The 25,527-nt window shown below is 64.7% G+C and carries 24 protein-coding genes; 16 read left to right on the top strand and 8 right to left on the bottom strand.

The window, feature by feature from the left end; all coding sequences use genetic code 11:
• Positions 1-113: 113 nt before the first annotated feature.
• A complete protein-coding gene (locus E4Q23_RS16575) occupies positions 114-2,357 on the top strand; it encodes an acetate--CoA ligase family protein (RefSeq protein WP_169067665.1) in 2,244 nt (747 codons plus the stop codon).
• Positions 2,272-2,772: a GNAT family N-acetyltransferase gene (locus E4Q23_RS16570; RefSeq protein ID WP_336511719.1), complete on the top strand. Its 501-nt coding sequence runs from the start codon at positions 2,272-2,274 to the stop codon at positions 2,770-2,772. Before E4Q23_RS16575 ends, E4Q23_RS16570 begins: the two co-directional genes overlap by 86 nt.
• Positions 2,773-3,050: 278 nt before the next feature.
• Here the strand turns inward: E4Q23_RS16570 and glp are convergent, their stop codons facing one another.
• The 4 genes from glp to E4Q23_RS16550 form a co-directional block, all read right to left on the bottom strand.
• Positions 3,051-4,346, bottom strand: a complete 1,296-nt coding sequence (gene glp / locus E4Q23_RS16565) for a gephyrin-like molybdotransferase Glp (protein WP_169067663.1) — start codon at positions 4,344-4,346, stop codon at positions 3,051-3,053.
• 100 nt (positions 4,347-4,446) lie between these two features.
• A complete protein-coding gene (gene moaA / locus E4Q23_RS16560) occupies positions 4,447-5,526 on the bottom strand; it encodes a GTP 3',8-cyclase MoaA (protein ID WP_169067662.1) in 1,080 nt (359 codons plus the stop codon).
• Between the two features lie 271 nt (positions 5,527-5,797).
• Complete coding sequence (locus E4Q23_RS16555; RefSeq protein WP_169067661.1) at positions 5,798-6,481, bottom strand: Bax inhibitor-1/YccA family protein; 684 nt, start codon at positions 6,479-6,481, stop codon at positions 5,798-5,800.
• A gap of 55 nt (positions 6,482-6,536) precedes the next feature.
• A complete protein-coding gene (locus tag E4Q23_RS16550) occupies positions 6,537-6,923 on the bottom strand; it encodes an HPF/RaiA family ribosome-associated protein (RefSeq protein WP_169067660.1) in 387 nt (128 codons plus the stop codon).
• A 145-nt stretch (positions 6,924-7,068) separates the two neighbouring features.
• Between E4Q23_RS16550 and nhaR the strand changes: the two genes are divergently transcribed.
• Together nhaR and E4Q23_RS16540 are read left to right on the top strand one after the other, a co-directional pair.
• Complete coding sequence (nhaR, locus tag E4Q23_RS16545) at positions 7,069-8,082, top strand: transcriptional activator NhaR (protein WP_169067659.1); 1,014 nt, start codon at positions 7,069-7,071, stop codon at positions 8,080-8,082.
• A 170-nt stretch (positions 8,083-8,252) separates the two neighbouring features.
• Positions 8,253-9,218 (top strand): Tim44 domain-containing protein, encoded by a 966-nt coding sequence (locus tag E4Q23_RS16540; RefSeq protein ID WP_169067658.1) that lies wholly within the window; start codon positions 8,253-8,255, stop codon positions 9,216-9,218.
• Positions 9,219-9,279: 61 nt separating this feature from the next.
• Here E4Q23_RS16540 and E4Q23_RS16535 read toward each other — a convergent pair whose 3' ends face one another.
• The 4 genes from E4Q23_RS16535 to rocF form a co-directional block, all read right to left on the bottom strand.
• Positions 9,280-9,951, bottom strand: coding sequence for a TIGR04282 family arsenosugar biosynthesis glycosyltransferase (locus tag E4Q23_RS16535; RefSeq protein ID WP_169067657.1), 672 nt, complete (start codon positions 9,949-9,951; stop codon positions 9,280-9,282).
• The gene (locus tag E4Q23_RS16530) at positions 9,926-10,642 is read right to left on the bottom strand and encodes a TIGR04283 family arsenosugar biosynthesis glycosyltransferase (RefSeq protein ID WP_169067656.1); all 717 of its coding nucleotides are present in this window, start codon (positions 10,640-10,642) and stop codon (positions 9,926-9,928) included. The genes E4Q23_RS16535 and E4Q23_RS16530 overlap by 26 nt, the downstream gene beginning before the upstream one ends.
• Positions 10,643-10,678: 36 nt before the next feature.
• Entirely contained in the window at positions 10,679-10,876 is a 198-nt protein-coding gene (locus tag E4Q23_RS16525) for a zf-HC2 domain-containing protein (protein WP_169067655.1), read from the bottom strand.
• 516 nt (positions 10,877-11,392) lie between these two features.
• A complete protein-coding gene (gene rocF, locus E4Q23_RS16520) occupies positions 11,393-12,316 on the bottom strand; it encodes an arginase (RefSeq protein ID WP_169067691.1) in 924 nt (307 codons plus the stop codon).
• Between the two features lie 586 nt (positions 12,317-12,902).
• Here rocF and E4Q23_RS16515 point away from each other — a divergent pair.
• The 12 genes from E4Q23_RS16515 to cas6 all read left to right on the top strand — a co-directional run bounded on the left by E4Q23_RS16515 (position 12,903) and on the right by cas6 (position 25,372).
• Positions 12,903-13,595: a hypothetical protein gene (locus tag E4Q23_RS16515; protein ID WP_169067654.1), complete on the top strand. Its 693-nt coding sequence runs from the start codon at positions 12,903-12,905 to the stop codon at positions 13,593-13,595.
• Between the two features lie 92 nt (positions 13,596-13,687).
• Positions 13,688-14,896 (top strand): hypothetical protein, encoded by a 1,209-nt coding sequence (locus E4Q23_RS16510; protein ID WP_169067653.1) that lies wholly within the window; start codon positions 13,688-13,690, stop codon positions 14,894-14,896.
• A gap of 557 nt (positions 14,897-15,453) precedes the next feature.
• Complete coding sequence (gene csm6, locus E4Q23_RS16505) at positions 15,454-16,620, top strand: CRISPR-associated ring nuclease Csm6 (protein WP_169067652.1); 1,167 nt, start codon at positions 15,454-15,456, stop codon at positions 16,618-16,620.
• Between the two features lie 78 nt (positions 16,621-16,698).
• On the top strand, positions 16,699-17,226 hold the full coding sequence (gene csx2 / locus E4Q23_RS24105; protein WP_248595519.1) for a TIGR02221 family CRISPR-associated protein: 528 nt from the start codon (positions 16,699-16,701) through the stop codon (positions 17,224-17,226).
• Positions 17,108-17,869, top strand: a complete 762-nt coding sequence (gene csx2, locus E4Q23_RS24100; RefSeq protein ID WP_423753358.1) for a TIGR02221 family CRISPR-associated protein — start codon at positions 17,108-17,110, stop codon at positions 17,867-17,869. The genes csx2 (E4Q23_RS24105) and csx2 (E4Q23_RS24100) overlap by 119 nt, the downstream gene beginning before the upstream one ends.
• A gap of 18 nt (positions 17,870-17,887) precedes the next feature.
• Entirely contained in the window at positions 17,888-20,560 is a 2,673-nt protein-coding gene (gene cas10 / locus E4Q23_RS16495; RefSeq protein WP_169067651.1) for a type III-A CRISPR-associated protein Cas10/Csm1, read from the top strand.
• Between the two features lie 80 nt (positions 20,561-20,640).
• The gene (csm2, locus tag E4Q23_RS16490; RefSeq protein ID WP_169067650.1) at positions 20,641-21,012 is read left to right on the top strand and encodes a type III-A CRISPR-associated protein Csm2; all 372 of its coding nucleotides are present in this window, start codon (positions 20,641-20,643) and stop codon (positions 21,010-21,012) included.
• Positions 21,013-21,032: 20 nt separating this feature from the next.
• Positions 21,033-21,743, top strand: a complete 711-nt coding sequence (gene csm3 / locus E4Q23_RS16485) for a type III-A CRISPR-associated RAMP protein Csm3 (RefSeq protein ID WP_169067649.1) — start codon at positions 21,033-21,035, stop codon at positions 21,741-21,743.
• Between the two features lie 3 nt (positions 21,744-21,746).
• Entirely contained in the window at positions 21,747-22,706 is a 960-nt protein-coding gene (gene csm4 / locus E4Q23_RS16480) for a type III-A CRISPR-associated RAMP protein Csm4 (protein WP_169067648.1), read from the top strand.
• Positions 22,703-22,942 carry a hypothetical protein gene (locus E4Q23_RS16475; protein WP_169067647.1) on the top strand — a complete coding sequence of 80 codons (240 nt, stop codon included), beginning with the start codon at positions 22,703-22,705 and terminating at the stop codon, positions 22,940-22,942. Before csm4 ends, E4Q23_RS16475 begins: the two co-directional genes overlap by 4 nt.
• Entirely contained in the window at positions 22,881-24,347 is a 1,467-nt protein-coding gene (locus tag E4Q23_RS16470) for an RAMP superfamily CRISPR-associated protein (protein WP_169067646.1), read from the top strand. Before E4Q23_RS16475 ends, E4Q23_RS16470 begins: the two co-directional genes overlap by 62 nt.
• Positions 24,344-25,372 carry a CRISPR system precrRNA processing endoribonuclease RAMP protein Cas6 gene (cas6, locus tag E4Q23_RS16465; protein ID WP_169067645.1) on the top strand — a complete coding sequence of 343 codons (1,029 nt, stop codon included), beginning with the start codon at positions 24,344-24,346 and terminating at the stop codon, positions 25,370-25,372. The genes E4Q23_RS16470 and cas6 overlap by 4 nt, the downstream gene beginning before the upstream one ends.
• Positions 25,373-25,527 lie beyond the last annotated feature (155 nt).

The following is a 25,527-nucleotide window of genomic DNA, read 5'->3' as shown; positions in this document are numbered from 1 at the left end:
CATTCAGTTTCTCAACTTCGGTGTTGATGAAGGTATGCTGATGGCCGGCTGCCGAGCGCCGTCATCCTGCGGCCAGCAAAGCAATTTCTGGCAAAGAACACAGCACCTTTCCAATGACTATCCGGAATCTGGAATTCCTCTTTCGTCCCCGGTCGGTGGCCATTGTTGCCGAACCCGACGAGCCGAGCCGCTACGCCGAGGTGGTGCTGCGCAATCTCGGCGCCGGTGGATTTTCCGGGCCGCTCATTTCCGTCACCGCCAGGAAAGCCTGGCGCTTCGCGATCGGCACCCATGTGCGTCTTGACGGGCTGGATGTGGTGCCTGATCTGGCGGTCGTCTGCGCAGCGCCGGATCACGTCCCGCAGATCATCAGCCAACTCGGGGCACGCGGTACACGGGCGGTGATCGTTGGCATGTCGCTGCGCGACAGGATGAACAGCCTCCAGATCGTGGCGGCTCACAAGGCCATCCTCGCTGCGGCGCAACCGTACCTGCTACGCGTCCTCGGACCGGGGAGCGGCGGTCTCCTCGTGCCACCGAATGCTCTCAACGCCAGCGTCGCCCCGATCGTCGCCCGGCCCGGAAAAATCGCCCTGCTCACCCAGTCGGCTTCAATTACCGCCGCCGTTCTTGATCGCGCCGACAGCAAGGGCATCGGCTTCTCATTGGTGTTGCACCTGGGTGCCAGCATCGACATCGATCTCGCCGACGCTCTCGACTGGCTGGCGGCAGATCCGGATACCGGGTCGATCCTGGTGCAGTTCGATGCCATCACCGGCGGACGCAAATTCATGTCCGCAGCGCGCGCCGCGGCGCGCAATAAGCCGGTCGTCTACTTACGCAGCGGACGGATGGCGAGCAGGCAGCCAGCAAGCGAGCCGTTTACCGCCAGCGAGGTCTACGCGGCGGCCCTGCGCCGCGCCGGCTGGGTGCGCATCGACACTCTGGGAGACTTGTTCGAAGCCGCCGAGGCGATGGCGCGGGTGCGTTCGCTGCGCGTCGAACGGCTGACCATTCTGGCCAACGGTCACGGTCTCGGGCGGATTGCCGCTGACACGCTGCTAGCTTCCGGCGGCCAGCTGGCAACACTTTCCAAGGACACCCTGAAGCGCCTCGGCGAACGCCTGCAGATGCGCTTGACGGCGAGCAATCCGCTCGCCTTGCCGGCGAACATTTCGGCGGAAAACTGGGCGGCGGCGCTGGCTGCGGTGCTCGACGACCGCGACACCGACAGCGTGCTCACCGTCTGTTCGCCGTCGCCGTTTGCGCAAAGCACGGCGATCGCCGCGGCCTTGTGCAAAGTGATCAAGGACAGCGGGCGCAACGTGTTCACCTGCTGGGTCGGCGGTACGGCAATGCTCGAGGCGCAGCGCATTGCGGCGGCGCACGGGGTCCTGAGCCACGACTCACCGGGCAAGGCCATCGCCGTTTTTCTCGGCATCGTCGATTACCAGCGCAATCGGCGCTTGCTGATGCAGATGCCGCCGTCGCAGACGGATGGCTTCTCCCCCGACACCACTGCCGCCCGTACAGTGGTCGCTGAAGCGATCGCGGCCGGCATGGAGACGCTGACGCCGGTCCAGGCGCGCCGCCTGTTGCACGCCTACGGCATCGACTCTGCCGAGTATCAGCTGGCGCGCAACATCGATGCGGCGATCCGCAGCGCTGACGATATCGGCTATCCGGTCGATCTCGGCCTGGTCCTGGCCAACGCCCTGCCGTTTGCAGCGCTCGCCTCCGGACTCCGCTCGCCGGCCGACATCCATGCCGCCGTTCGCGACCTGCGCCGCATTGCCAAGACTCAACACCCGGGGCAGCGCGTCAGCAACTACCTCTTGCGACCCAGCGCCGCACGCAGTGGCGCCCCTGCCCTGCGTCTCGGCGTTGCCGACGATCCGGTGTTCGGTCCGGTGATTTTCCTTGGTCCCGCCGCAGCTGCAAAAAGATCCGGCGAAGGCGCTTTCGTCGTCGCCCTGCCGCCGCTCAACCCGACCCTGGCCCAGGACCTGCTGGCGCGCAGCCATTTTGCCGAGGAGCTTGGCGGTAATGAGCGTGCGGCGCTGGAATCAGCGCTGCGCACGGCGCTGGTGCGCTTGTCACAACTGCTCAGCGATATCGACGAGGTGCTTGGCGTCGAACTCAATCCGCTGCATGTCGAAACCTCCGGTGTGCTTGCCTTGAACACCCGCATCCGCATCGAAAAAAAGCGGCCGCAAGCACGGCCTGCGACGCTTTGCGATTCGCCCCTATCCGCAAGAACTGGAGCAGCAAGTGGACTGGAACGGTCGGCAGCTGTTGATCCGTCCGATCCGACCGGAGGACGAAATCGCACTCGGCAATCTCATTCGCTCCCTTGATCCAGAGGATGCACGCATGCGCTTCTTTGCCGCGATGCGCCATCTGCCCCGCTCCCAGCTCGCTCGCTTCACCCAGATTGACTACGATCGCGAGATGGCGCTGGTGGCCATCGAGCGCGGCAGCGACGGTGTCGAGCGTTCACTGGGAGAAATCCGTGCCGTGTCCCATCCCGACCACGCCGTCGCGGATTTTGCCATCGTCGTCAGTTCGGGATGCAAGGGCAAGGGGCTCGGGCGCCTGCTATTGCAGAGCCTCATCACCTGCTCGCGCAGCCGCGGCATCGGCGAACTGCGCGGCGAAACCCTGGAAGGCAACCTGCGCATGCAGCACCTGGCCCAGGACCTTGGCTTCAAGCTGACGGCCGGAGCCGACCGCGGCACGGTGGATCTTCGTCTGGTGCTGTGCACGCCTTGAGATCTCGAGAGTATCGTCATGGTCATGACGCATCTGCGGATGGAGGAATGCACGGCCATCGGGGTGCGCGATAAAAAGTCGGGAGAGCGCCACGTGGTCACAAAATCGCCAGAAATTGAAGCCTGCCGCGAATCATCCCCGCCAGACCGCGGCCCCCTCAGCCAGGCGAGGAAGTGAGGAGAATAGGGGAGAGTGGAGGGCAGGCGAAAGCCTGTACTTCACTCTCCCCGATTTCCCGGTGTCCGGTTTCCCGGGAAGCTCAGCAGGGACGGCGCGCTTCAGACCAGCCCGTCAAAGAGCTGCACGTGCACCGCATCACCGACAGCGACCGAGCCCCGCTCATGCTCGAGGACGATGAAGCAATTGGCTTCGGACATCGAGCGCAGGACGCCGGAGCCCTGGGCACCGGCCGGGCGGACGCTCCATTTCCCATCCGCGTGGCCGAGAACGCCACGCTGGAACTCGGTGCGACCAGGGGCTTTTTTCATCGCCACACTGCTCACCGCCGGCAGCAGCGGCACGCCGGGCAGCGGATCGGCGCCCATCAGCGCCTGCAGCGCGTCGCGGACGAACTGGTAGAAAGCCGCCATCACCGCGACCGGATTTCCCGGCAGGCCGAACAGCCAGGCCGCGTGCTCATCACCGCCATCACCGCCGCCGCCGCGCGAGCCGAGGCGGCCGAAAGCCATCGGGCGGCCGGGTTTCATGGCGATCTTCCAGAACAGCACTTCGCCGAGCTGCGCCATCAGCGGCTTGACGAAATCGGCCTCGCCGACCGAAACGCCACCGCTGGTGATGACCACGTCGGCCGCGGCGGCGGCGTCGCGGAAGGCTGCTTCGAGAGTCGCGGGATCGTCGCCGACGACACCGAGGTCGAGCACCTCGCAGCCGAGGCGAGTGAGCATGCCGAAAATCGTGTAGCGGTTGCTGTCATAGATTTCGCCGTCGGCGAGCGGCGTACCGATCGAGCACAGCTCGTCGCCGGTCGAGAAGAAAGCGACGCGCAGACGGCGGTAAACACTGACCTCGGCACAGCCGAGCGACGCCATCAGGCCGAGTTCTGCCGGGCGGATCAAGCGCCCGGCGGCGAGCGCCGGCTTGCCGGCAGCCAGGTCCTCGCCCGCCAGGCGGATATTCTGTCCGGCGCGCTGCCCGGCCGGGACGATGACCTGATCGCCGTCGAGCTTGACCACCTCCTGGATGACGACGGTGTCGCATCCTGCCGGCGGCAGCGCGCCGGTCATGATGCGCACGCATTCAGCGGTGCCGACGGAGCCCGCGAAAACCTTGCCGGCCAGCGCCGTGCCGATCACGCGCAGGCGCGTCTCGCCGCTGCCCGCGAGATCGGCGTGGCGCAGCGCGTAACCGTCCATTGCCGAGTTGTCGTGGACCGGGACATTGAAAGGCGCGATCACGTCGCTGGCCAGCACGCGACCCAGGGCGCTGCGTAGCGCCACTCGCTCCTGGGTACGCACCGGGGTGAGCTGGCTGCGAATGAAGGCACGCGCCTGCTCGACCGACAGCGCGTCGGGATCGTAATCGCTCAGGCAGCTGAAACGGGCAGTGAGACTCATGGCGACTCGCCTTGAAAGAGGGTGAGAAGTGACGGGTTGGCGAGCAGCGATGGCTCCATACGGACTACGGACTACGCAGACTTCCTTCAGCCAGCAGCGCTCAGCCACCGGTCATGGACATGAAGCGCACCACCTGCGGGGCGTTCATCTGATTGCTGAAGTCGTGGCCTTTGGCCTTGATACCCATGCTCTGGACGATCGCCGCGCGCAGCGGGCGGTCGTCGGTCGGATGCGCGCGCAGCAGCGGCAGCAAATGGCTGGCGTCGTTGTTGCCCAGGCAGGGGTAGAGTTCGCCGCGCGCGGTAATGCGCACGCGGTTGCAGCTGTCGCAGAAATTGTGGCTGTGCGGGGAGATGAAGCCGACGCGCGTCGAGCTTCCCGGAATGCGCCAGTAGCGCGCCGGTCCACCCGAGCTTTCGGTCGACGGCAGCAGCACGAAACGCTCCGCCAGTTGCGCCATTGCTTCCTCGCTGCTGATGTAGGTCGATTGGCGACCATGGCCGATTTCGCCGAGCGGCATTTCCTCGATGAAGGAAATATCGATCTCCCGCGCGACGGCAAACTCGACCATCTCCGGGAACTCATCGTCGTTGGTGCCACGCATCATCACCGTGTTCAGCTTGAGGCGCTGGAAACCGGCCGCCTGAGCAGCATCGAGACCGCGCAGCACCTTGGCCAGCTCGCCGACGCGCGTGATCGCCTTGAAGCGCTCGGCACGCAGGGTGTCGAGACTGATGTTGAGGCGTTTCACGCCTGCAGCCAGCAGGGCCGGCGCAAAGCGATCGAGCTGCGAGCCGTTGGTGGTCATCACCAGCTCCTTCAAACCGGGCAGCACGGCGAGTCGTTCGAGCAACCAGACGACGTTCTGACGAACCAGCGGCTCACCGCCGGTGACGCGCAGTTTGGTCACGCCGAGATCGACAAAGGTACTGGCCAGGCGCAGGCATTCCTCGAGCGTCAGCACCTGCGCCCGCGGCAGGAAAGTCATTTCCTCGGCCATGCAGTAGCAGCAACGGAAGTCGCAACGGTCGGTAATCGACAGGCGAACATAGGTCACGTGCCGGCCGTACTTGTCCACCAGCGTTCCGTCGGCATGCCGCGAGCTGGCCGGTGAAGTCGGCGGAGTGAAGCCGACCAGCGAATCCGGAATGGCCTCCGGGGTCAGCGATTCGTTGCGCATGGGAGAGGCTCCCTGGGGCCTGCCTGTGGTAGCGTGAAGAGGTGAAGATGAGAACGGTTCGCAGCGGATTATAGCGAACTTTGCCCCACCCCAACGCACTCGTGGCCGCCTGGCTGGCCGCCCATGATGGCCAGCCAGGCGGCAGGGCCGGTGACCACCGGCCCTGCCGGACGGCAATGCAGCGCTGTTGCCGCCGTCGAGAAACGCTACCAAAAAGCGCTAGCAAAGCCTCTTCAGTCAGTCACAGCGCAGGTCAAAACCGGCGACCGACTCAATCGTCACCGTTCATGAAACCCAGCAGGTGCAGCAGGCTGGTGAAGAGGTTGAAGATGGCGACGAACAAGGTCACCGTGGCCATTACGTAGTTGGTTTCGCCACCGTGGATGATGTTCGAGGTTTCGTAGAGGATCAGACCCGACATCAACAACACGAAGGCCGCCGAGACGGTCAGCGACAGGGCCGGAATCTCGAAGAAGATCGCCCCCAGCCCGGCCAGGAAAGCGAGCAGCACGCCGACCATCAGGAACCCGCCCATGAAGCTGAAGTCCTTGCGCGTCGTCAACGCATAGCCCGACAAACCGACGAAGATCGTCGCCGTGCCGGCCATGGCCATCATCACCGTCTGGCCGCCATTGGCCAGGCCGAGGTAATGACCGATGATCGGCCCCAGGGTGTAACCCATGAAGCCGGTCAGGGCGAACACCGAGGCTACGCCCCAGCCACTGTCGCGCAGCCGGTTGGTGAGGAAGAGCAGAGCAAAGTAGCCGACCAGGGTGACGATCAACCCGGGATGCGGCAGCTTCAGGGCCACCGAGACGCCGGCGGTGAGCGCAGCGAACAGCAGCGTCATCGACAGCAGCAGGTAGGTGTTGCGAATCACCGTATTGGTGGCCATGACCGACTGGCCACTGCTCGTTGCGGTACGGGCCGCAGGTTGGATATTGAAGGTACTCATTCTGAACTCCTGTTGGGAAAAGATTTCAAGCCGCTGCGGGTACGCCGCAGGCGGCTCAAACGGTCGTTGTAGTGGCCTCTGCCGGCGGCACACCCACGGCCAAAGCCGCGCGGGCGTCCCTGCTGCGGCCAGGCTGCCGCTGGCGTTGCCGCGCTACCTGGCGGGCCAGCGCCCGCCCGGCACGATCGACAGCGCGATCGATGGCCAGGTAGAGATCGGCCTGGGTGTCATCGATGCGCACGTCGGCCGCGCCGGCAACGGCGACCTGAATGCGGCAGCGTTTGTCCTTGCCGCCGCGCGGCCCGTTGATATCGGATAGAACAACCAAGACACTATTGACGCGGTCGTATGCCCAGTCGATCGAGAAGCCCAGGCGCCGCTGGACGTGATCGCGCACTTCCGGGCTGAGCTCGAAGCCCCTGGCTTGGGTGTCGATATGCATGCTTGTCTCCTCTCTTGCGTTGATCGGAAGAGGCAGTCTAGGATATGCCGAGACATCCGACCAATCGAATATACTGTCTCGATAGATCATTTTATCTTGCCTGTTTTTCTTGCCCGTCTTGCCTGCCTATTTTTTACGGACACTCATGGCTTCGCTCAATTACAAGCACCTGCGTTACTTTTGGATGGTCGCCAAGTGCGGCGCCATCGCTCGCGCCTGCGAACAACTGCACCTGACGCCGCAGGCAGTCAGCGGCCAGTTGCGCGAGCTGGAAGGATCACTCGGCGTCGAGTTGTTTCGCCGCGTCGGCCGCGGCCTGGAACTCACCGGCGCCGGGCGGCGCATCCTCAGCTACGCCGAAGAGATATTCGCCATTGGTGATGAGTTGCTGGAGGTTGCTCGTGACCAGACGATGACCCAGAGCCTGCCCTTCGCCGTGGGAATTGCCGATTCGGTGGCCAAGTCGGTCGCCCTGCGGCTCGTGGAACCGGTGCTGCACCTGCCGGAGGCAGTACGCCTGATCTGTCGTGAAGGACGCCTGACCGGATTGCTCGCCGACCTCGCCGTGCATCGCCTGGACATGGTGATCGCCGACCGACCAATGCCGGCGAACCTGAACGTGCGCGGCTACAGCCACCCACTCGGCGAAAGCGACCTCACCGTCTTCGCCGCACCCGGCTTGCTCGACACCCTGAATGGCAGCTTTCCGGCATTGCTCAACGGCGCGCCCTTTCTGATGCCCGGCGACGACGTGGCGATCCGCTTGCGCCTTGAACAGTGGTTCGAAGCCAGCCGCCTGCACCCGCACATCGTCGGCGAATTCGACGACAGCGCGCTGCTCAAGTCATTCGGCCAGGCCGGAGCCGGTCTCTTCGTCGCACCGACGGCGATCGCCGCCTACGTCAGCGATCAGTATCGCGTGCAGGCCATCGGTCGTATCGACTCGATCGCCGAACAGCTGTTCGCGATCACTACCGAGCGGCGCCTGAGTCATCCGGCAATCGTCGCCGTCATTCAGGAGGCGCGCGACAAGGTTTTCGGCGCCATCAAACGCGCCCCACGGCGCTCCGCAAAAACCAGTAGTAAAGCTGCCGCCGAGACGCCAGTTCAACCGGCACGCTCACGGGCACGCCCACGGTCGTCCGGGGATGCCTCCTGAGCCTCGCCAACAAGCGGGCGCTGCTACCTCGCCGGGCGCCGTCGGCAAACACGGCCGGGTGCGCGAACACTTCGGGATTTTCGATGTATCTTTATAAAGATTTCTGCTTTTCTGCAGAATTTCGTCGGTCTATGCTTGCCGCTCTCCAATCGGGACTTCAGAGGACGACCATGAAAACCTTCTCCTTGCTGGCAGCCGTTCTGGCTCTCGGCTTGACACTGACCGTCGGCGATGCCGACGCCGCTGGCAAGCGCCTCGGCGCTGGCAAATCCTCGGGCATGCAGCGCGACTCGACGACCACCAACAAGTCTGCCGCCGCAGCACCGGGCGCGGCCAATGCCACGGCAGCGGCGGCTGCACAACCCAAACGTTCGTGGATGGGTCCGCTCGCCGGTCTCGCCGCCGGCCTCGGACTCGCGGCCCTGGCTTCGCACCTCGGCTTCGGCGAGGAAATGGCCTCAATGCTGATGATGGGCCTGCTGGTGATGGCCGTGGTACTGGTCATCGGCTTCATCATGCGTCGCCGCGCCGCCGCCCGACAGGCCGGCTTGGGTGCTCCGGGCGGCCTGCAATACGCTGCGGCCGGCCCCGCCAGCGGGGCGACCAATCGCAGCCGCAGCGAATCACCGCTGCAGCCCGCCGCGGCGACCGACGCATCCTTTTCCGGCAGCTCTGCCGCCCCAGCTACGCCTGTAGCAACGGCTCTCGCTGGTGCAGCCTCCGCTTCGGCAGCGGCAGCGCCCGTCGCGAGCAGTGGCAACATCCCGCTTGACTTCGACGCCGCCGGCTTCGTGCGCAACGCCAAAGTCAGCTTCATTCGACTGCAGGCCGCCAATGATGCCGCCAACCTCGACGACATCCGCGAGTTCACCACTCCCGAAATGTTTGCCGAGATCAGCATGACCATCGCCGAGCGCGGTAACGAACCGCAGGAAACCGACGTGGTGACCATCGAAGCCGAAGTGCTCGACGTCGCAGAAGAGGCCAACCGCTACGTGGTCAGCGTCCGTTTCTCCGGCCTGATTCGTGAAGAGCAGGACGCGGCCGCCGAGCCCATCGACGAGGTATGGCATCTCGTCAAGCCGCGGCAAGGCAAGGGCGGCTGGCTACTGGCCGGTATTCAACAGGTGCAATAGCGGGTGATCTGACGCCCGACCGCCAGCAGCAGCAGGTAACTGTTGTTGCTGGCGCCTGGCGTCAGCGGTCAGCGCGGCGATCAGTTTTGTTGGCCCCGAAACCTGGAAGCGTCGCCAGCCGTGTCAGATCGGCCGGCCGATCGACGTCCCAGAGAGCCGGCAGCTCGCACCAGCGCAGGCCCAGCGCCAACAGGCGCTGCCGCGTCTGGGCCATGACCCGTTCGCTGCCCCAATCGACGCCTTCAAAGAGGCCGGGCTGCGGGCAACGCAAGCCAAGCAGCACGTAGCCGCCGTCTTCAGCCGGAATGAAGACCGCATCATTGCCGCCAGCCTGCTCGTCACTCAGCGCCCTGGCCGCCGCCGCGAGATGCTCCGACTGCAGTGCCGGACAGTCTGTTCCGATCAATAACAGCGGCCCGGCGTGGGCGGCAAAAGCCGCCGCCATGCGAGCGCCGAGGTCGTCGCCGAACTGCTCGCGACACTCGATTCCACAGCACCGACGAAGGGCACGAAAAAAGCGGTGCTGGCCGTCCGGTGCAACCCACAAGCTGACGCCACCCAAGGCCGCACGCCTGGCCACCGCCAGCGCGTGCAGGGTCAGCCGGCGCTGCAAGCGTGCCGCACCGGCGGCGCCGAGGGCCGGAATCAGCCGCGTCTTGGCGGCGCCGGCCTGCGGCGCACGCGCAAAAACGGCCAGCGCCGGCAGCTCAGGGCTGGCGCGGAGAATAGCCATAGCGAACGGCCAACTGCTGCGGGTCGGCGCCAAAAAAATAGCTCGCCCGCAAGCGCCACATCAGGACGATGGTGCGCAGCACGCCATGCTGCTCCCAGCGCCGCCCCGAGGTACGCACGCGAGCGCGCAAACACGCCGGTCGCGCGACAGCTTTGAGCCGCCTGGAAAGCGCGATGTCCTCCATCAGCGCCACTTCCGGAAAAGCGCCAACCGCCAGGAAAGCATCGCGGCGGACGAACATCGCCTGATCGCCGGTGGCGATCCCGGTCCAGCGTGAGCGCCAGTTCATCATCGCCGCGACGAGCGGCAGCAGGGGATGGCGGCTATCGATAGAAACGTCGAAGCGTCCCCACACCGCGCCGCCGGCAATCGCCGCACGAATCAGCGCGTCGGCGTCAGGCGGTAGCGTCGTATCGGCATGCACGAAGAGCAGCACTTCGCCGCGACTGGCCCGCGCACCGGCGTTCATCTGCAGCGCTCGCCCGCGCGGCGCGTCGAGCAGCCGGTCGGCGCCGGCCGCCGCCAGCGCCGCCGTGCCATCGTTGCTGCCACCATCAACCACCAGCAGCTCGGCACCGCGGGCACGCAGCACCTGCAGCTTCGTCAATTGCGCGACGACCGTCGTCGCTTCGTTGAGCACCGGCAGAATCAGCGACAGCAAGGGGGTGCGCCCGGCGCAACCATCACTCATCGCTCATCACGCCAAGAGCGGCAGAACCGTCGGAAACTACTCGCCACGCTCTTTGCTTGCCGGCTCGACGACGAATCGACGGCAGGCCGCATGCAAGAAGCTCATCTGCTTCTTGAAATTGGCGCAACCCTGGCACATCACCAGATGCACCCGCAGGCGCAGGCCTTCGCCGACCGTCAGCTGGCGCTCCTGCCCTTCGGACAGCAATTGGGTGACCTGCCGGCAAGTCAACATGTATGTTCTCCGAAACGTCGTTAGTTGTCAGGCGTTGCGCGCTCGCACGCGACGCCATTGGAAAGCCTTGAACTCAGGAGAAGCGCAGGCAGCAAGGCGACCAAGCTCCGCCGGAAAGCTCACGATTATCCGTCATTTCACCCGTTGCCGGCCCGCTCCAGCGACGATCACGCTCGCCCGGTCAGCAGCGAAAACGATCGCCGCCCAGCAATCGCCCAATTGGTGGAAAAAAATGTCCCGACGGCAAGGCATGGCCGGGATACTTGTAACAGTCGCGTGAGATCTTCACTTCTTACAACTCAATCCAGTCGAGCAGCTGCCGCCCTGTGCAGGCCGCTGAGAAAGTCACGGAGGCCCGCAGCAGGCCAGGATTTCGAGATCTCGTCTTCGTATTCATCTGTCTTCTCCTTTGCTGTGCCAGCACCACTGTCAAGACAAGCGACCCGAGCCAGCCGAGCGAAACACCGCCCCCGCGCGACAGATTCCCGCCGGCAACGCCCTCCTCCCGCCCCTGAGCTACCGGTGCAGGCGCATCAGGGTGCTCTTGCCAAACAGGCTCTCGACCAGATCGACGGCCAGTTCTGCGGTCATGTTGCGCAGGTCGAGCGCCGGGTTGAGTTCAACAATATCGAGCGAGCGAAGCCGCCCGGTATCGGCAATCATTTCCATGCACAGCTGCGCCTCGCGATAGGTCGGACCACCGCGTACCGTGGTACCCACTCCCGGCGCAATTTCAGGGTCGAGGAAATCGACGTCGAGGCTGACATGCAGGTGCGTTTCCGAACCAACGCCCGCGAGCGCCTGCTCCATGGTTTCGCGCATGCCGACCTCGTCGACATAGCGCATGTCGAAGACCTCAATCCCGATTTCAGCCAGGAAACGCTTTTCACCGTCGTCGACACTACGGATGCCGATCTGGCGAATGTCTCGCGGCAACAGGGCCGGTACCTGGCCGCCGATTTCGGTCAGTGGCGATGGACCGTAACCACACAGGAAAGCGCCCGGCATGCCGTGAAGGTTGCCGCTGGGAGTCATGATGGCGGTGTTGAAATCGGCGTGCGCGTCGAACCACAGCACCCGCAGCTGGCGTCCATTCTCGCGGCAATGCCGGGCGACGGCGCTGATCGAACCGATGGCCAGACAGTGGTCGCCGCCGAGCATGATCGGCAGCCGCCCGTCCTGCAGCTCGGCGTAAACCGCAGCGTGCACGCTGCGGTTCCAGGCCACGACTTCGTGCATGTGGCGGAAGCCATTGACCGCCGGCAGATCGGGATTGCTTGGGCCGCCCAAGTTGCCGCAGTCCCTGACCTCGACACCAAAGTGGGCGATGGCCGCGACAATGCCGGCAACGCGCAAGGCTTCCGGCCCCATGCGGGCCCCCGGCGTTCCGGCGCCGACGTCGGTGGGAACGCCGATGATGCTAACGGGAAGAATGGTCATGGCAGCCCTGGCAGTTTTGGTGCTGGTCATCAATGTAATCGGCCGAAACCCGCCACGACAAGCGCAAGCGGACCGTATGCGCCGCCACACCAGCCCGCAGGTCATGGCGAGGAGGCGCAGCCGACGTGGCAGCAATCCAGTTCCATCGTCTCACCATTTCCCGCCGCATGGACATGGTGACAACGCAAAAAGCCAAACCTCTGGATCATCCGCCGCGGCCACTTTACATATCCGAGAGATTGACGCCTCTTGGTCGAAGCTCATACACTCTCGTCGGTTTTGTTGGATTTCAAGTCCTTCGAGGCCCGGGAAGTGATCGATAGCGGGTTCATCGGCAGGGTCTGCGGGGCACCGTGGTGCGCGCCCTGGCCCTGCTGGCGCAAGGGGAGACAGGAGTTCCCTGAGGCGCCTGTGCCACTTTCACATTAACGGTCATGACACGTGGAGACACCCCAAATCATGAAAGTCATCACCGTTTCCCTCTTCCCCTGCCCCTTCTCCCGCAAGGGAGAAGGGAGTTTCGTGAGTCGCTTGCGCGACTTTCACATTAACGCAAGAATGCAAGAATTCGAGAATTCGAGAATCAATGTTCGGACGATCCAAACCCGTTGTCTTCGATCGCTATGAATCGCGCCGCTCGCGCAAGCTGATCCCGAACTGGCTGTGGCTGCTGCTTTTCGGCATCGCGATCGGCGCCGGCGCTTTGTTCTACGCGCAGCACCAACTGCTGCCGCCGCAGCTCTCAGCGGCCGAGGCCAGTCAGCTGCGCGCGGCCATGGATACCGCAGAACAGGAGCGTTCGCGTCTCGCCGCCGACCTGGCGCAGGCCAATAAGCAGCTTGAAGACGCCCTTGCCACGCAGACGCGCATGGCTGGCGAACTCGCTGCCAACCATGCCGATCTTGGCAGGCAGCGTGAGCATGTCGAGGCCTTGCTCGCCGCGCTGCCGTCTGACCCGCGCGACGGCATTGTCGGGATTCGTGCCGCGCGCTTCAAGGTCGACGAAGACAAGCTCGGCTATGACATGGTATTCACACGGACCAAAGCGAAAGGCGCCCCCTTTGCCGGCGTGATGCAATTGCACATCGCCGGCAAGACAGCCGGCGGCACCGAAACGACGATTGCGCTCGATCCGGTTGCCATCAAAGTCGGCGACTACGAAATCGCCCACGGCAGCCTGCCGATACCGCGCGGCTTCGTCCCGCGCCAGGCAAGCATCCGCATCCTCGATCACCCCGGCGGCAAGCAGTTCGGCATGCGTGTGCTCAACGTGTACTAGGGTACTAGGCTTGGCCCCTCGCACTGACAGTGCGCAGCACGCTGTGCGCATTCCGGCCTGCCCGGCAACGCGTGCCGGCGAGCGATAAGACGATGACCGTCGACGAAAAACGCCGGCAGAAAATGCTCGCCAGGAAGCGCAAAAGCCACGCCGCCCGCAAGCCTGTGCCGCAGCAGCCGCTGCCGCCGGCGCCGCTGCTGCCGATCCATGCGGCTCTGGCGACCAAAAACCTGTTCGCCAAGGGCATCGGCATGCTCGCCCTGGCGCGCAAGCTGCCCAACGGCCAGGTGGCCATGGCCACGTTTGTGGTGGACGTCTACTGCCTGGGCGTCAAGAGGGCCCGCTCCGGCATCCTCTCAGCAGACGAATGGGCGGCCTTCGCGCAGCGCCTCAACCTCGAAGCGATCGATCCCGGCTGCCTGCGCAAGCTGATCGAGGGCGCGGTCGCCTACGCCCGCGATCTGGGCTTCGCCCCGCATGCCGACTACGCCCGTGCCGCCGCCCTCTTCGGGAACATCGACGCCGCCACGTGTGCGCAGCGCTACACCTACGGCAAGGACGACAAGCCACTGTACGTAAGCGGGCCTGAAGACACGCCAGCGCAGTCGCGGCACATCCTGGAAACCCTGACCCGCCGCCTGGGTGCCAAGGGCTTCCACTTCCTGACCGCTGGCAACGCCGAGCTTAGCGGCGAAGTGACAGGGCCGCTGACCGTGTGCAGCTACGAAATCACCGACCAGCCCATCCCCGACGCCGCCTTCGACCGACTGCCCGCCGAGGTGCAGGAACGGATCAACGCCCTCTACCCGAAAGTATTGAAGAGCCGACCACGGGAAGCGCTGGCCGAGGTGCGCGTCCTCATCGAGCAGTATCCCGACATTGCCCAGCTGTACAACTACCTGTACGCCGCTTGCCACAACATGGGCGAGCACGCCGAAGCCGCGCGCGTCAGGGAGGAGACGGTGCAGCGTTTCCCCGATTACCTGTTCGGCCGCATCGCCTGGGCCGAGGACTGCCTGAGTCGCGGCGAAACGGCCAGGATCGCCGAGATCTTCGAGCACAAACTCGATCTCAGACTGCTCTACCCCGATCGTGTGCGCTTCCACCTGTCCGAGGTATTGGGCTTCCAGAGTATTCTCGCGCGCTACTTTCATGCCCAGGGCAAGCAGGAGCTGGCGCAAAGATCCTATGATCTGATGTGCGAAATCGACCCCAAGCACCCGAGTACCCGGCTTGTCCGTGCCACTCTCCACCCCTCACGCCTTGGCAGGTGGCTGCGGGAAAAGCTGCGGCGGCCGTGAAAGCGTCGAGCGCAGGCCTTGCCCTTCCATGCTTGCCGTGTTTCGCAGGCCAGCCGCGGTGGGCAGGTCCAGGAATGGCGATGACAGAACGACCCTTGACTAGAGGAGCGGCCGCGTAAGCCCTTGTCTGCAAGGTCAACGTGCAGCACGGCCGATGCTTGCCTGGCTCACGTTACCGCCTCCCTATTCCCGTCCCGGCCCCCCTCCCACACCCACCGTCATTGCGAGGAGGCGCAGCCGACGCGGCAATCCAGTGCCATCCTCTCACTGCCTTTCCGGCGCCTCGACAAGCCGCAGAGCCAAACCTCCGCAGAGCCCGTTGGCGACACCTCCGCGCAATGACGCAACGACGCGTCGGCGGCTGTAGCGCTGCTGCATTATTGACGAGACCTTCGGCAACGCAGACAGGAATGGAAGTCCGATGGATCGAGGGCCGGTAGCCCTGCAGTGCCGCCCGTCAGAGGCGATCCTCGCCGCATCGCAAGCTTGCCATCCGCCGCCGAGCAGACAGAAGCACGCACAATGGTCGCCAGTCCAACCACCGCCCAGCCGAAGCCATGCTCACGACCACCGAAAGCCCCCACGCATACCCACGCCGCATTCTCGTCGCCGTCACCGGCCTCTCGCCACAAATTGTCACCGAGACCCTGTACGCGCTCGCCGTTGCGCCATCGGGCGCCGCGTTCATCCCCACCGAAGTGCATCTGATCACCACGCGCAGCGGCGCCGAGAAAGCACGCCTGGCACTGCTCTCCGACGAACCGGGCTGGTTCCACCGCCTCTGCCACGACTACGCGCTACCGGCGATCCGCTTCACTCGCGACACCATCCATGTTCTGGAAGGCGCTGACGGCAAGCCACTCGACGACATCCGCTCGCCGGCCGACAACCGCCGCGCCGCCGACGGCATCACCGCCCTCATCCGCCAGTTCACCGCCGACCCCGACTGCGCGCTGCACGTGTCGATCGCCGGCGGGCGCAAGACCATGGGCTTTTTTGTCGGCTATGCGCTGTCGCTCTACGGCCGCCCGCAGGACCAGTTGTCACATGTCCTGGTCTCCGAGCCTTTCGAGTCCAGCATTGGCTTCTACTACCCGACGCCATCGAGCCGGGTCATTGAGATGCCCGGTGGCCGCCTGGTCGACAGCGCACAGGCGCAAGTGACCCTCGCCGAACTGCCTTTCGTCAGCCTGCGCCACGGCCTGCCCGAAGCGCTGCTCACTGGCCTCGCCAGCTACAACGAAACCGTCGCAGCAGCCCGCAGCGCCCTCGCGCCGGCACGACTGCAGATTGACCTGGCGACACGCCGCGTCGCGGCCGGCGGCAAAGTCTTTTCCTTGCCGCCGGCCGAACTCGCCCTGCTCAGCGTCTTCGCCCGTCGCGCGCAGCACGGCGAAGAGCCATTGCCGGCGCCGGCCAAGGAACTCCCCGACAGCGACTGGAAAAATCGCTATCTGGTTGAGTTGCGCTGGATCGCCGGGCCGATGAAAGACCTCGACGAGACCGAACGCGCCCTGCGCAAAGGCATGGACGGCGGTTACTTCTCGGCGCACCTGTCGAAACTCAAGAAGATCCTCAGGCGCGAGCTCGGCCCCGCCGCCGAGGCCTACCTGATCAGCGACGGTGGCAGCCGTCCACGTCGCTACAGCCTCGGCCTGCGTCCGACGGCGGTCGCTTACGGCGAGATCGAAAACTCCCCTAATGTCGAATGGGATCTGGCATAAACTGCCATCCGGAATAGCAAGGAAAACGAAGATGAACGCCACCACCAGCACCGCCCGCCACCCTGCCCGGATGCCGACATGAGCACACTGATCAGTTTTCTCGGGAAAGGCCAGGCTGACCCGCAGACCGGCTACCGCACGGCCAACTATCGTTTCGACGATGGCTTTTCGCGCCGCGTGCCCTTCTTTGGCCTGGCCCTGGCCGAATACCTCAAGCCCGATCGCCTGGTGCTCGTCGGCACGGCGAGCAGCATGTGGGACGTCTTCTTTCATCGCGAGGGTGCCGACGACGAGGCCGTGCTGCAACTGATGGCGGCTGTCGAAACCGGTGAGGTCGACCAAGACATGCTGGAGCTACCGCGCCGGCAACTCAGTGAACGCCTCGGCGTAGCGGTCGACTGCCTGCTTATTCCCTATGCGCGAGACGCCGCCGAACAGGCCGGGATCCTGCGCCTGCTGGCCGCTGTCGTGCCCCCCCGCAGAAGAGCTGTACATCGACGTCACGCACGGCTTTCGCCACCTGCCGATGCTCGCGCTGGTCGCCGCACGCTACCTGGCCCGCGTCGTCGGCGTCAAGGTCCAGGAACTCTATTACGGCGCCTTTGAGATGACGACGCCGGAAGGCGAAACGCCGGTGCTGCGGCTCGGCGGCCTGCTGGCGATGCTCGACTGGGTGGATGCCCTGGCCAGCTACGACAAGGACGGCGACTACGGCGCCTTCTCGCCACTGCTCGCCGCCGATGGCATGGAAAAAGGTCGCGCCGACCTGCTGGCACGCGCCGCCTATTTTGAACGAACCAACAACCCGGTGAAAGCGCGCGAAAAGCTGAACAGCGTTTTTCCCTCGGTCGAAGCGCATCGCGGTCCCCTCGGCGAGCTGTTCGGCGAGACGCTCGCCAAACGCATCAGCTGGTTTCGTGCGCCGATGCGCAACGATTGGGAGCTGACGCTTGCCGACGCCTACCGTGAGCGCGGCGATTACCTGCGCGCGGCCACCTTCATGTACGAGGCCTTTGTCACCGGGGCATGCAATGTACGCCGCGTCAACCCCAACGAGTTCAGGGAACGTGATGAGGCCAGGAGCAGCGCCAGGGAGGCGCAGCCGGCGTTCAGGGAACTCGAAAACCTGCGCAACGCCATGGCGCACGGCGTTCGCCCGCGTGCTGGGCAGGAAGCGCGGACGCTCGACGACGAGAGTGCTCTGCGCGCCGCACTCAAGTCTCTGCGCAAAGACCTCTTCCAGCCCTGACCAGGAGCCCCGACCCTCATGAAGCTTCTCGAACAATCCGCACGCGTCGCCTTGGCCGCCTTCCTGCACGACGTCGGCAAGCTCGCCGAGCGCGCCGGCATCGATCATCACGGTCGCCTCGATGCGCATCGCACGCTCTATTGCCCCTGGCACCAGGAGGGCAGCGACCCGCGGCGTGGCTATCACAGCCATATCCACGCCGCCTACACCGGCCTCGCCTGGGACGAACTCGAAGCGACGGGACATTTCCCCGATCTTCGCCGCGACGCGCCGCCATTCTCGACGGCGACCGACGACAACGCCACCGACTCGGCGGTCAACGCCGCCAGCGCGCACCATCGGCCGGACACCTTCCTGCAGTGGATCGTCGCCACCGCAGATCGCGTGGCCTCGGGCTTCGAACGCGACAAGTTTGATAGCGAGTACAACAACAAGAAAGAACGCGAGAACCACTACCGCGCGCGTCTGCTGACACTCTTCGAGCAGATCGGCCGCGGCCCGATCATTGAAGGCGAGCTCGAATGGCGCTACGCGCTGCGGCCGCTGGCGCCGGCGAGCATCTTTCCGCAGCGCGCCGACGCGTGCACCCCGCGCGACAACGCCGCTGCGCGCGCCGAGTACCTGACGCTGTGGGAAGCGCTACTCGCCGGAATTCGCCACATCCCAAAAGCTCACGTCAGCACCCTGCCCTTGTGGTTGGACCACTTCGACAGCCTGTGGCTGACGATCACGCACGCCATCCCCGCGGCAACCGCTTTCGGTACCAAGCCGGAAGTCTCGCTCTACGATCACAGCAAGGCCACCGCCGCGCTGGCCACGGCGCTCTGGCGCTGGCACCACGAGCAGAGTGATGAAGAGCTGCGCAGCGTGCGTGCGTTGCGCGACGGCTGGTCCGCCGCGAAGTTCCTGCTCGTCCAGGGTGACTTCTTCGGCATCCAGGACTTCATCTTTGCCGAAGGCGGCGCAACGCAGAAGAACGCCCACAAGTTGCTGCGTGGCCGTTCCTTCCAGGTTTCCCTGCTCGCCGAATGCGCCGCCTTGAAGCTGCTCGAAGCACTCGAACTACCCCCGACGGCGCAGATCATCAATGCCGCCGGCAAGTTCCTGATCGTCGCGCCGAACACCGCCACAGCACATGCTGCCGTCAGCCACTGTCGGCAGGAGCTCAACGATTGGTGCCTGGCGCACACCTACGGCGAGATCGGCGTCGGCCTCGCCAGCACGCCGGCTTCGTGCAACGACTTCGCGAGCGGTCGCTTCGGCGACCTGACCAAACGTCTGTTCGCAGCGCTCGACACCGCCAAACACCAGCGCTTCGATCTCTGCGCCGACAAGGCGACGACAGCTTTCGACGGTTTTCTCGACAGCTTCGACAATACGCTCGGCGTCTGCGCCATTAACGGCCGTCACCCGGCCGATGGCGAGGCATCGGCTAAGCGCGGCTATTCCTTGTCGAAGCTTGCTGACGACCAGATTCGGATTGGCGAGCAACTGACTCGCGACGCGCGGCTGCTCGTCGCCCGCGACGCCAGCACGCTGCCGGTCCTCGGCCTCGACTATTTCGGCTATCGCCTGGCGATCGTCCGCAGCGGCGAGGAATCGGGCAAGTACGGCGAACTCGCGCGCAACGGGACGCTGTTGCGCGTCTGGGACTTCGACGCCGCCGAAGCCGACGGCACGCTCTGGCGCGGCTACGCCAGACGCTTCGTCAACAGCTACGTGCCGCGCTTCGCCGCCAGCGATGTCCAGACCGCCGGCAAGTACGGCAAGTGGCAGGGTGAAGAGGATTTCGCGCGCGAAACCGACGGCGACCCGCTGCGTTCTGCCACCATCAAGACGCTGCATCACATCGCCTGCGAGGATCGCCGCCTGACTGCTGGGGAACGTTGGCAGGGAGAGATCGCCCTGGTCACCATCAAGGGCGACATCGATGACCTGGGCAGCCTCTTCCAGCGCGGCCTCGAGAAGCCGACCTTCGCCAAGATGGCCTCTCTTTCGCGGCAGATCAACGCTTTCTTCGCCCTCTGGCTGCCGTGGTTCTGCGAGCACGGCCATGACGAGAACGGCGTCCCGCGCTACCGCAATACCTACACCGTCTTTGCCGGTGGCGACGATTTCTTCCTGATCGGCCCCTGGGAGTCGACCCTCGCGCTCGCAACCATCTTGCGCGAGAAGTTCGCAGCCTACGTCGCCAACCCGCACATCAGCTTCTCGGCCGGGCTGTCCATGACGCAGCCAAAGACGCCGATCCGCCAGCTCGGCCGTTCCACCGCAACGGCACTAAGCGCTGCCAAGGCCCGTCCCGGCAAGAACGCGGTGAGTCTCTGGCAGCGCAGCGTCGGCTGGGCGGACTGGCAGACACTGATGGTAGAGCGTCGGGCCGCCCTTGAAGATCTGATGGCGCGAGCCGACAGTCACGGTGCGACCTTCTCCAGCGGCCTGGCCTACGCACTGTTGCAATTGGCCGACCGCGCCGAAAGCACGCGGCCGGAAGACGCCATCTGGCGCTCGCAGCTTCATTACCGCCTGACGCGCTTCTTTCGCGACCGGGTCAAGGGCGACGAGGCCGCGCGCACGCGCCGCGAACAGCTACTGCGGGACGCCATCCGCGAAATCGGCGGCGCCCTGGGCACGCACAAGGGCGCCTACCGCCTGCCGCTGTCGGTACTGCTCTACCGGCAGCGCGAGTAATCGGCAAGCGGCTACGGCAAGCTTGCCGCAGCTGACAATGAAATGCACATGACACACGATACCAAAAAGGAGAAGCAACGATGTCCATCAATCTGGCCAGCTTTCCACCCGATGCCGAGCTCTTCAATGAAGAGGCCGAGCGGGTCGCCAACCGGCTCGCTCAGGCCGCTCGCCATCTGAACAAATCGACGCAGATTCGCCGCTTCTATGACGAGCTGGTCGGCTGGCAGGAACGTATCGCCGGTGACGACGGCAAGTTTGAGCAATACCTCGCCTTCATTCGAATGCTCAACGCCAAGGTTGCCTACGCCAAGGGGCGCGGTCTGGTCGATGGCGAATTCGAGACGTGGTTTCGCGGATGTCTCAAGGCCACGACCAGCGCCAGGGCCCTCGACCACTTTCGCCTTCACTTCGAAGCCGTCCTCGGATTTCTCAAGGCACTTCGTCCCTGACCTGCCACGGAGCACAAACCATGCAACTCACCCGAATCAAGCAAATCACCGCCACTCTGATCCTCAAGACCGGTCTGCATATTGGCGCTGGCGACACCGAAATGCGCATCGGCGGCACCGACAATCCGGTCGTCAAGAGCCCGCTTAACGGTCAGCCCTACATCCCCGGCTCGTCCCTGAAAGGCAAGATCCGCTCGCTGCTCGAATGGCAGCTCGGACTGGTGACGCCAGCGAACGGATATCCGTTCTCGTTTCAACACCTCGCCAAACACGACAGACCCGAGGCGCGCGATCTGCTGCGCTTGTTCGGTGGCGCGCCGGGCGGCGAGGTCGACGATCTGGTCAAGCAGATCGGCCCGACACGCAGTGCGTTCTGGGACTGCGCGCTGAACGGTGACTGGGTGGAAGGAATCCGTGCCCGCAACCTCCTGAGCACCGAAGCCAAGAGCGAGAACTCGATCAACCGCATCGCCGGTGTTGCCGAAAACCCACGCTTCACCGAGCGCGTAATCGCTGGCGCCGAGTTCGACTTCCGCTTGTCGCTGAAAGTGATCGACAACGAGGACCTGCTGCCGCTGCTGCTGCGTGGACTGAAACTGCTCGAACTGGACAGCCTGGGTGGCTCCGGCTCGCGCGGCTACGGCAAGCTTGCTCTCAGCGGGCTGGCGCTCGACGGGCAGTCGATCCAGGCCGACTTCGATACTCTGCAACCCTTCGCCACGGCTGCCTGAGTCATGTCGCACACCCTTCATCGCGCCACACTGGCGCTGCACACGGCGCTCGGCACGCCCCTGGCCGGTGACACGCTGTTCGGTCAGCTCTGCTGGGCGCTGCGCGAAGCCGCCGGCGAGGCCGAACTTGGCCGCCGCCTGGACGGCTATACCAGCGGCCGTCCCTGGCTGGTAGTCTCCGACGGCTTCCCGGCGGGCTACCTGCCGCGACCAACCTTGCCGCAGCATTTTTCAGCGCCCGTTGCCGATCCAGCCCAGCGCAAGGCGGCAAGGAAGCGGCACTGGCTACCCGTCGACCGAACCGGCAAAGCTCTCGCCGAGCAACTGGCAGGCGCCGTCAATGACCAGCAAGCCTACGCCGGCAAGCCGCCACAGCAAAGCGTGCAGGCACACAACACGCTCAACCGTCTGAGCGGCACCACCGGCGAAGGAGCTTTCGCACCCTACTCTGTGACCCAGACCTTCCACGCCAAGGAGCAGCGCATCGACGTCTACCTGGTCCTCGACAGTGAGCGTGTCAGCGCCGACGAGGCGGGCTCGCTACTGACCGCGCTCGGCAGCGGCGGCTTTGGCCGCGATGCCAGTGTCGGCCTCGGCAAGTTCAGCTTGCAAAACATTGAAGCGGCGGCCTTCACCGCCCCCGCCGCTGCGAATGCCTGGTGGACGCTGGCACCGTGTGCGCCGCAAGGTCAGGGCTTTGTCGGCAGCGAGAGCTACTGGCGCGTACTCACGCGCTTCGGTCGCCATGGCAACGCGCTGGCGCTCAGCGCCCATCCGTTCAAGACACCGGTACTTCTGGCCGCCACCGGCGCCGTTCTGGTACCCGCTGGCGGTCTTGCTGCTGCCCGTTTGTTTATCGGCCAGGGCATCGGTGGCGCGGGGCTACTGTCGAAGGCCGAAGCCGCCACCGTACATCAGGCTTATGCCCCCATTGTCCCCCTTGCTCTGGAGCCTGCCCCGTGACTACCCAGGTACGCAACGATCGCCGCACGCTGGCTATCTCGACGCTATCGCCGCTCCATATCGGTTGCGGCGATGTCTATGAGCCGAGTGGCTTCGTCATCCACGCGGGTCTGCTGCATGTCCTCGAACCCGCCGACCTGTCGCTCGCGCTGAGCGACGCCGAGCACAAACGGCTTGCCGCGCTGGCCGCGCAGCAGCACGAGCCGGTCGGCGCCATCCAGCGCTTTTTTCCGTGACTCGGCGGCGCGCTTTGCCGACCTGTCACGCCAGCAAGTGGTGGTGGCCGAGGCGCTCGCCCGCGAATACGCAGAAAAAGCAGGTCGGCCGACACAACGCGACCCAAGCGGCGAAGCGACGTACAACAGTTTTCAGCTGGCCCGTACCGCCTTCAGACCGGTGGACGGTACGCCCTACCTGCCTGGCAGTTCGCTCAAAGGCAGTATTCGCACCGCCTGGCTCAACCACTTGAACGCCGACTTGCCGCTCAACTCCGCAGAAAAGGCAGACAAGCGACGCGCATCGCAGAACCTCGAACAGCGTCTGCTGAAGTACGCTGCCGGCAAGTTCGAAAATGACCCCTTTCGCAAGCTGGCCCTCGCTGATGCCCACCCCGCGGAAGAGAGCACGCCACCGCCAACACGTGTTCTCTACGCGATCAGCAAAAAGAAGCGCCCGCCCCGTGCCGATGAACGCCCTTCGCCAGAACTGAAAGTGTTTCTCGAAACGATCCCCGAGGCGCTGCCCGCCGCTTTCCTCGGCGAGATGCGTTTTGCTCCTGGGGCGACGATTCTGTGGGATGCCCTGTGCGATGCCTGCAACGGCTTCTACCGGCCGCAGCTGGAGGAAGAACTGGATCATCCTGTGCTCAGCCAGCGACTCGACCAGCAGTGGCGACAAATGATCAGTCACCTGCTCGGCGAAGAGCTCGGCGACCTGATCAAGGCACGGCAGGGCTTCCTGCTCCGTGTCGGCCGTCACTCGGGCGCTGAATCAGTCACCCTTGGCGGCGTGCGCAGCATCAAGATTCTCGGTGCACGCGTCGACGGCAAGCAACAGTTCGACTTTCGCGCGAATAGTACCGAAAAACGCTACGCCAGCCTCACAAGGGCCGGTGACCACGGCTTGCTGCCTTTTGGCTGGCTGTGGGTCGACGCCTGCGACGCCCCCCATCGCCACCTTTCCGATGCCGTCCGCCAGAGGCTCGCGGCGCACAGCCGGCCGCTGCGCGAAGCACACCAGGAACGCCTGCTGCTACTTGAGGAGAAGGCCGAACGGCGGGCTGCCGCCGCAGCCGTGCTCGCCAGCCGCAAGCGAACCGAGGAAGCGGCGGCCCGCGCCGAGGTAGAAGCTCGGCAAGCCCACGCTCGCGCTTTGGCCGAGATGAGCCCGAATCGCCGCCGTGTCGAAGAATTCATTGCCGATTTCGCCGCGCGTGCCGAGCAACTGCGCGGCAACAAGGAAAACGCCAACGCCGTGTGCCACAACGCGGCGAGGACACTCGCGCGGGATGCCGTCGCCTGGACCCATGAGGAGCGAATGGCGGTCGCCGACGCGATCGAACAATGGCTGCCGAAAGTGGTCAAGGTCGAGCTCAAGGACGAGCGCAAGAAACTCAAATTGTCGGCATTGCGTGCGCCATGAACACGACAAGCTCTTTCCCGGTCGCCCGCTACCGATTCGAATTCGAGGTCAGGCAGCCGATTCGTCTGCCTGACTACGCCGGCTCGATGCTGCGTGGCGCTTTCGGCCACGCGCTGCGCCAACTTGCGTGCATGACCCGGCAGAAGGATTGCGCCGCTTGCCCGCTGATCGCTTCCTGCCCGTATCCAGCCGTCTTCGCGCCGCCCCCGCCGACCAGTCACCGCCTGCAGCAGTTCTCGCAGCTTCCGGTGCCCTACGTCATCGAACCGCCGGCATGGGGCAGCCGCGTGCTCGCCGAAGGGGAAACGCTGATCTTCCACCAGGTGCTGATCGGCAAGGCGCTGCAGGAACTGCCGCTGATCATCCTGGCCTGGCGACGCGCGTTCGCGCGCGGCGTCGGCGCCGGCGACGGAACGGCGGATCTGCGCCGCGTCATCCATTGCGGTGATGCCGGCGAGCACGAGATTCACCGCCCTGAAATCGGAACGATCGCTACGCATGCGCAGACGGTTGTCCTGAAAGGCACGGACGACAGCGCGACGCCCGGCGCCGCCGTGCTCCACTTTGAAACACCGCTGCGCCTGCAGCACAACGGCCGCGCGCTGCCCCCCGACAAACTGCAGGCGCGCACGCTGCTCATGGCCTTGACCCGGCGTGCGAGCCTGCTCGCCGAATTCCATGCTCACGGCCCGCTGGCCAGTGACTTTGCGACGCTCAGCACTGCCGCTGCACTGATCCGCGAAGAGAAGCGTCTGACCTGGCTTGACTGGACCCGCTTTTCGTCCCGGCAAAAGCAGAAAATGAGTCTCGGTGGCGTCATCGGCACCTGGCGACTCGAAGGTCCCCTGGCACCGTTCGCCCCTTTCCTGCAACTCGGAGAATGGCTGCATGTCGGCAAGGAAGCAAGCTTCGGGCTCGGCCAATACCAGTTGGCCCGGGACCGCCACGAAGACACCTCTGACAGCCTCGACAAACCCCGCGACTGCCAGCGCCAAGTGTCTGAAACACAAGAATTAAATCTGTAGGTGCAGTCAGTAACCAGCCCTGAAATCAAAGGGATTGAGACGTTCGCGTTGCGCGCCCGTGGGAACTGCGTGCATGTCAGTAACCAGCCCTGAAATCAAAGGGATTGAGACTTATTACCTGCTGCTAACGTTCTAGCATCGTGCTGTCAGTAACC

Source organism: Candidatus Accumulibacter phosphatis (genome assembly GCF_012939955.1).
In the GTDB taxonomy this organism is placed as follows: Bacteria; Pseudomonadota; Gammaproteobacteria; order Burkholderiales; family Rhodocyclaceae; genus Accumulibacter; species Accumulibacter delftensis.
This window is presented reverse-complemented; position numbering and strand designations above follow the sequence as displayed.

Excerpts from the sequence above, each read along its gene's own strand:
- E4Q23_RS16575 (WP_169067665.1), top strand. The coding sequence starts at position 114 with ATGACTATCCGGAATCTGGAATTCCTCTTTCGTCCCCGGTCGGTGGCC.
- glp (WP_169067663.1), bottom strand. The coding sequence starts at position 4,346 with ATGAGTCTCACTGCCCGTTTCAGCTGCCTGAGCGATTACGATCCCGAC.
- moaA (WP_169067662.1), bottom strand. The coding sequence starts at position 5,526 with ATGCGCAACGAATCGCTGACCCCGGAGGCCATTCCGGATTCGCTGGTC.
- E4Q23_RS16555 (WP_169067661.1), bottom strand. The coding sequence starts at position 6,481 with ATGAGTACCTTCAATATCCAACCTGCGGCCCGTACCGCAACGAGCAGT.
- E4Q23_RS16550 (WP_169067660.1), bottom strand. The coding sequence starts at position 6,923 with ATGCATATCGACACCCAAGCCAGGGGCTTCGAGCTCAGCCCGGAAGTG.
- nhaR (WP_169067659.1), top strand. The coding sequence starts at position 7,069 with ATGGCTTCGCTCAATTACAAGCACCTGCGTTACTTTTGGATGGTCGCC.
- E4Q23_RS16540 (WP_169067658.1), top strand. The coding sequence starts at position 8,253 with ATGAAAACCTTCTCCTTGCTGGCAGCCGTTCTGGCTCTCGGCTTGACA.
- E4Q23_RS16535 (WP_169067657.1), bottom strand. The coding sequence starts at position 9,951 with ATGGCTATTCTCCGCGCCAGCCCTGAGCTGCCGGCGCTGGCCGTTTTT.
- E4Q23_RS16530 (WP_169067656.1), bottom strand. The coding sequence starts at position 10,642 with ATGAGTGATGGTTGCGCCGGGCGCACCCCCTTGCTGTCGCTGATTCTG.
- E4Q23_RS16525 (WP_169067655.1), bottom strand. The coding sequence starts at position 10,876 with ATGTTGACTTGCCGGCAGGTCACCCAATTGCTGTCCGAAGGGCAGGAG.
- rocF (WP_169067691.1), bottom strand. The coding sequence starts at position 12,316 with ATGACCATTCTTCCCGTTAGCATCATCGGCGTTCCCACCGACGTCGGC.
- E4Q23_RS16515 (WP_169067654.1), top strand. The coding sequence starts at position 12,903 with ATGTTCGGACGATCCAAACCCGTTGTCTTCGATCGCTATGAATCGCGC.
- E4Q23_RS16510 (WP_169067653.1), top strand. The coding sequence starts at position 13,688 with ATGACCGTCGACGAAAAACGCCGGCAGAAAATGCTCGCCAGGAAGCGC.
- csm6 (WP_169067652.1), top strand. The coding sequence starts at position 15,454 with ATGCTCACGACCACCGAAAGCCCCCACGCATACCCACGCCGCATTCTC.
- csx2 (WP_248595519.1), top strand. The coding sequence starts at position 16,699 with ATGAGCACACTGATCAGTTTTCTCGGGAAAGGCCAGGCTGACCCGCAG.
- cas10 (WP_169067651.1), top strand. The coding sequence starts at position 17,888 with ATGAAGCTTCTCGAACAATCCGCACGCGTCGCCTTGGCCGCCTTCCTG.
- csm2 (WP_169067650.1), top strand. The coding sequence starts at position 20,641 with ATGTCCATCAATCTGGCCAGCTTTCCACCCGATGCCGAGCTCTTCAAT.
- csm3 (WP_169067649.1), top strand. The coding sequence starts at position 21,033 with ATGCAACTCACCCGAATCAAGCAAATCACCGCCACTCTGATCCTCAAG.
- csm4 (WP_169067648.1), top strand. The coding sequence starts at position 21,747 with ATGTCGCACACCCTTCATCGCGCCACACTGGCGCTGCACACGGCGCTC.
- cas6 (WP_169067645.1), top strand. The coding sequence starts at position 24,344 with ATGAACACGACAAGCTCTTTCCCGGTCGCCCGCTACCGATTCGAATTC.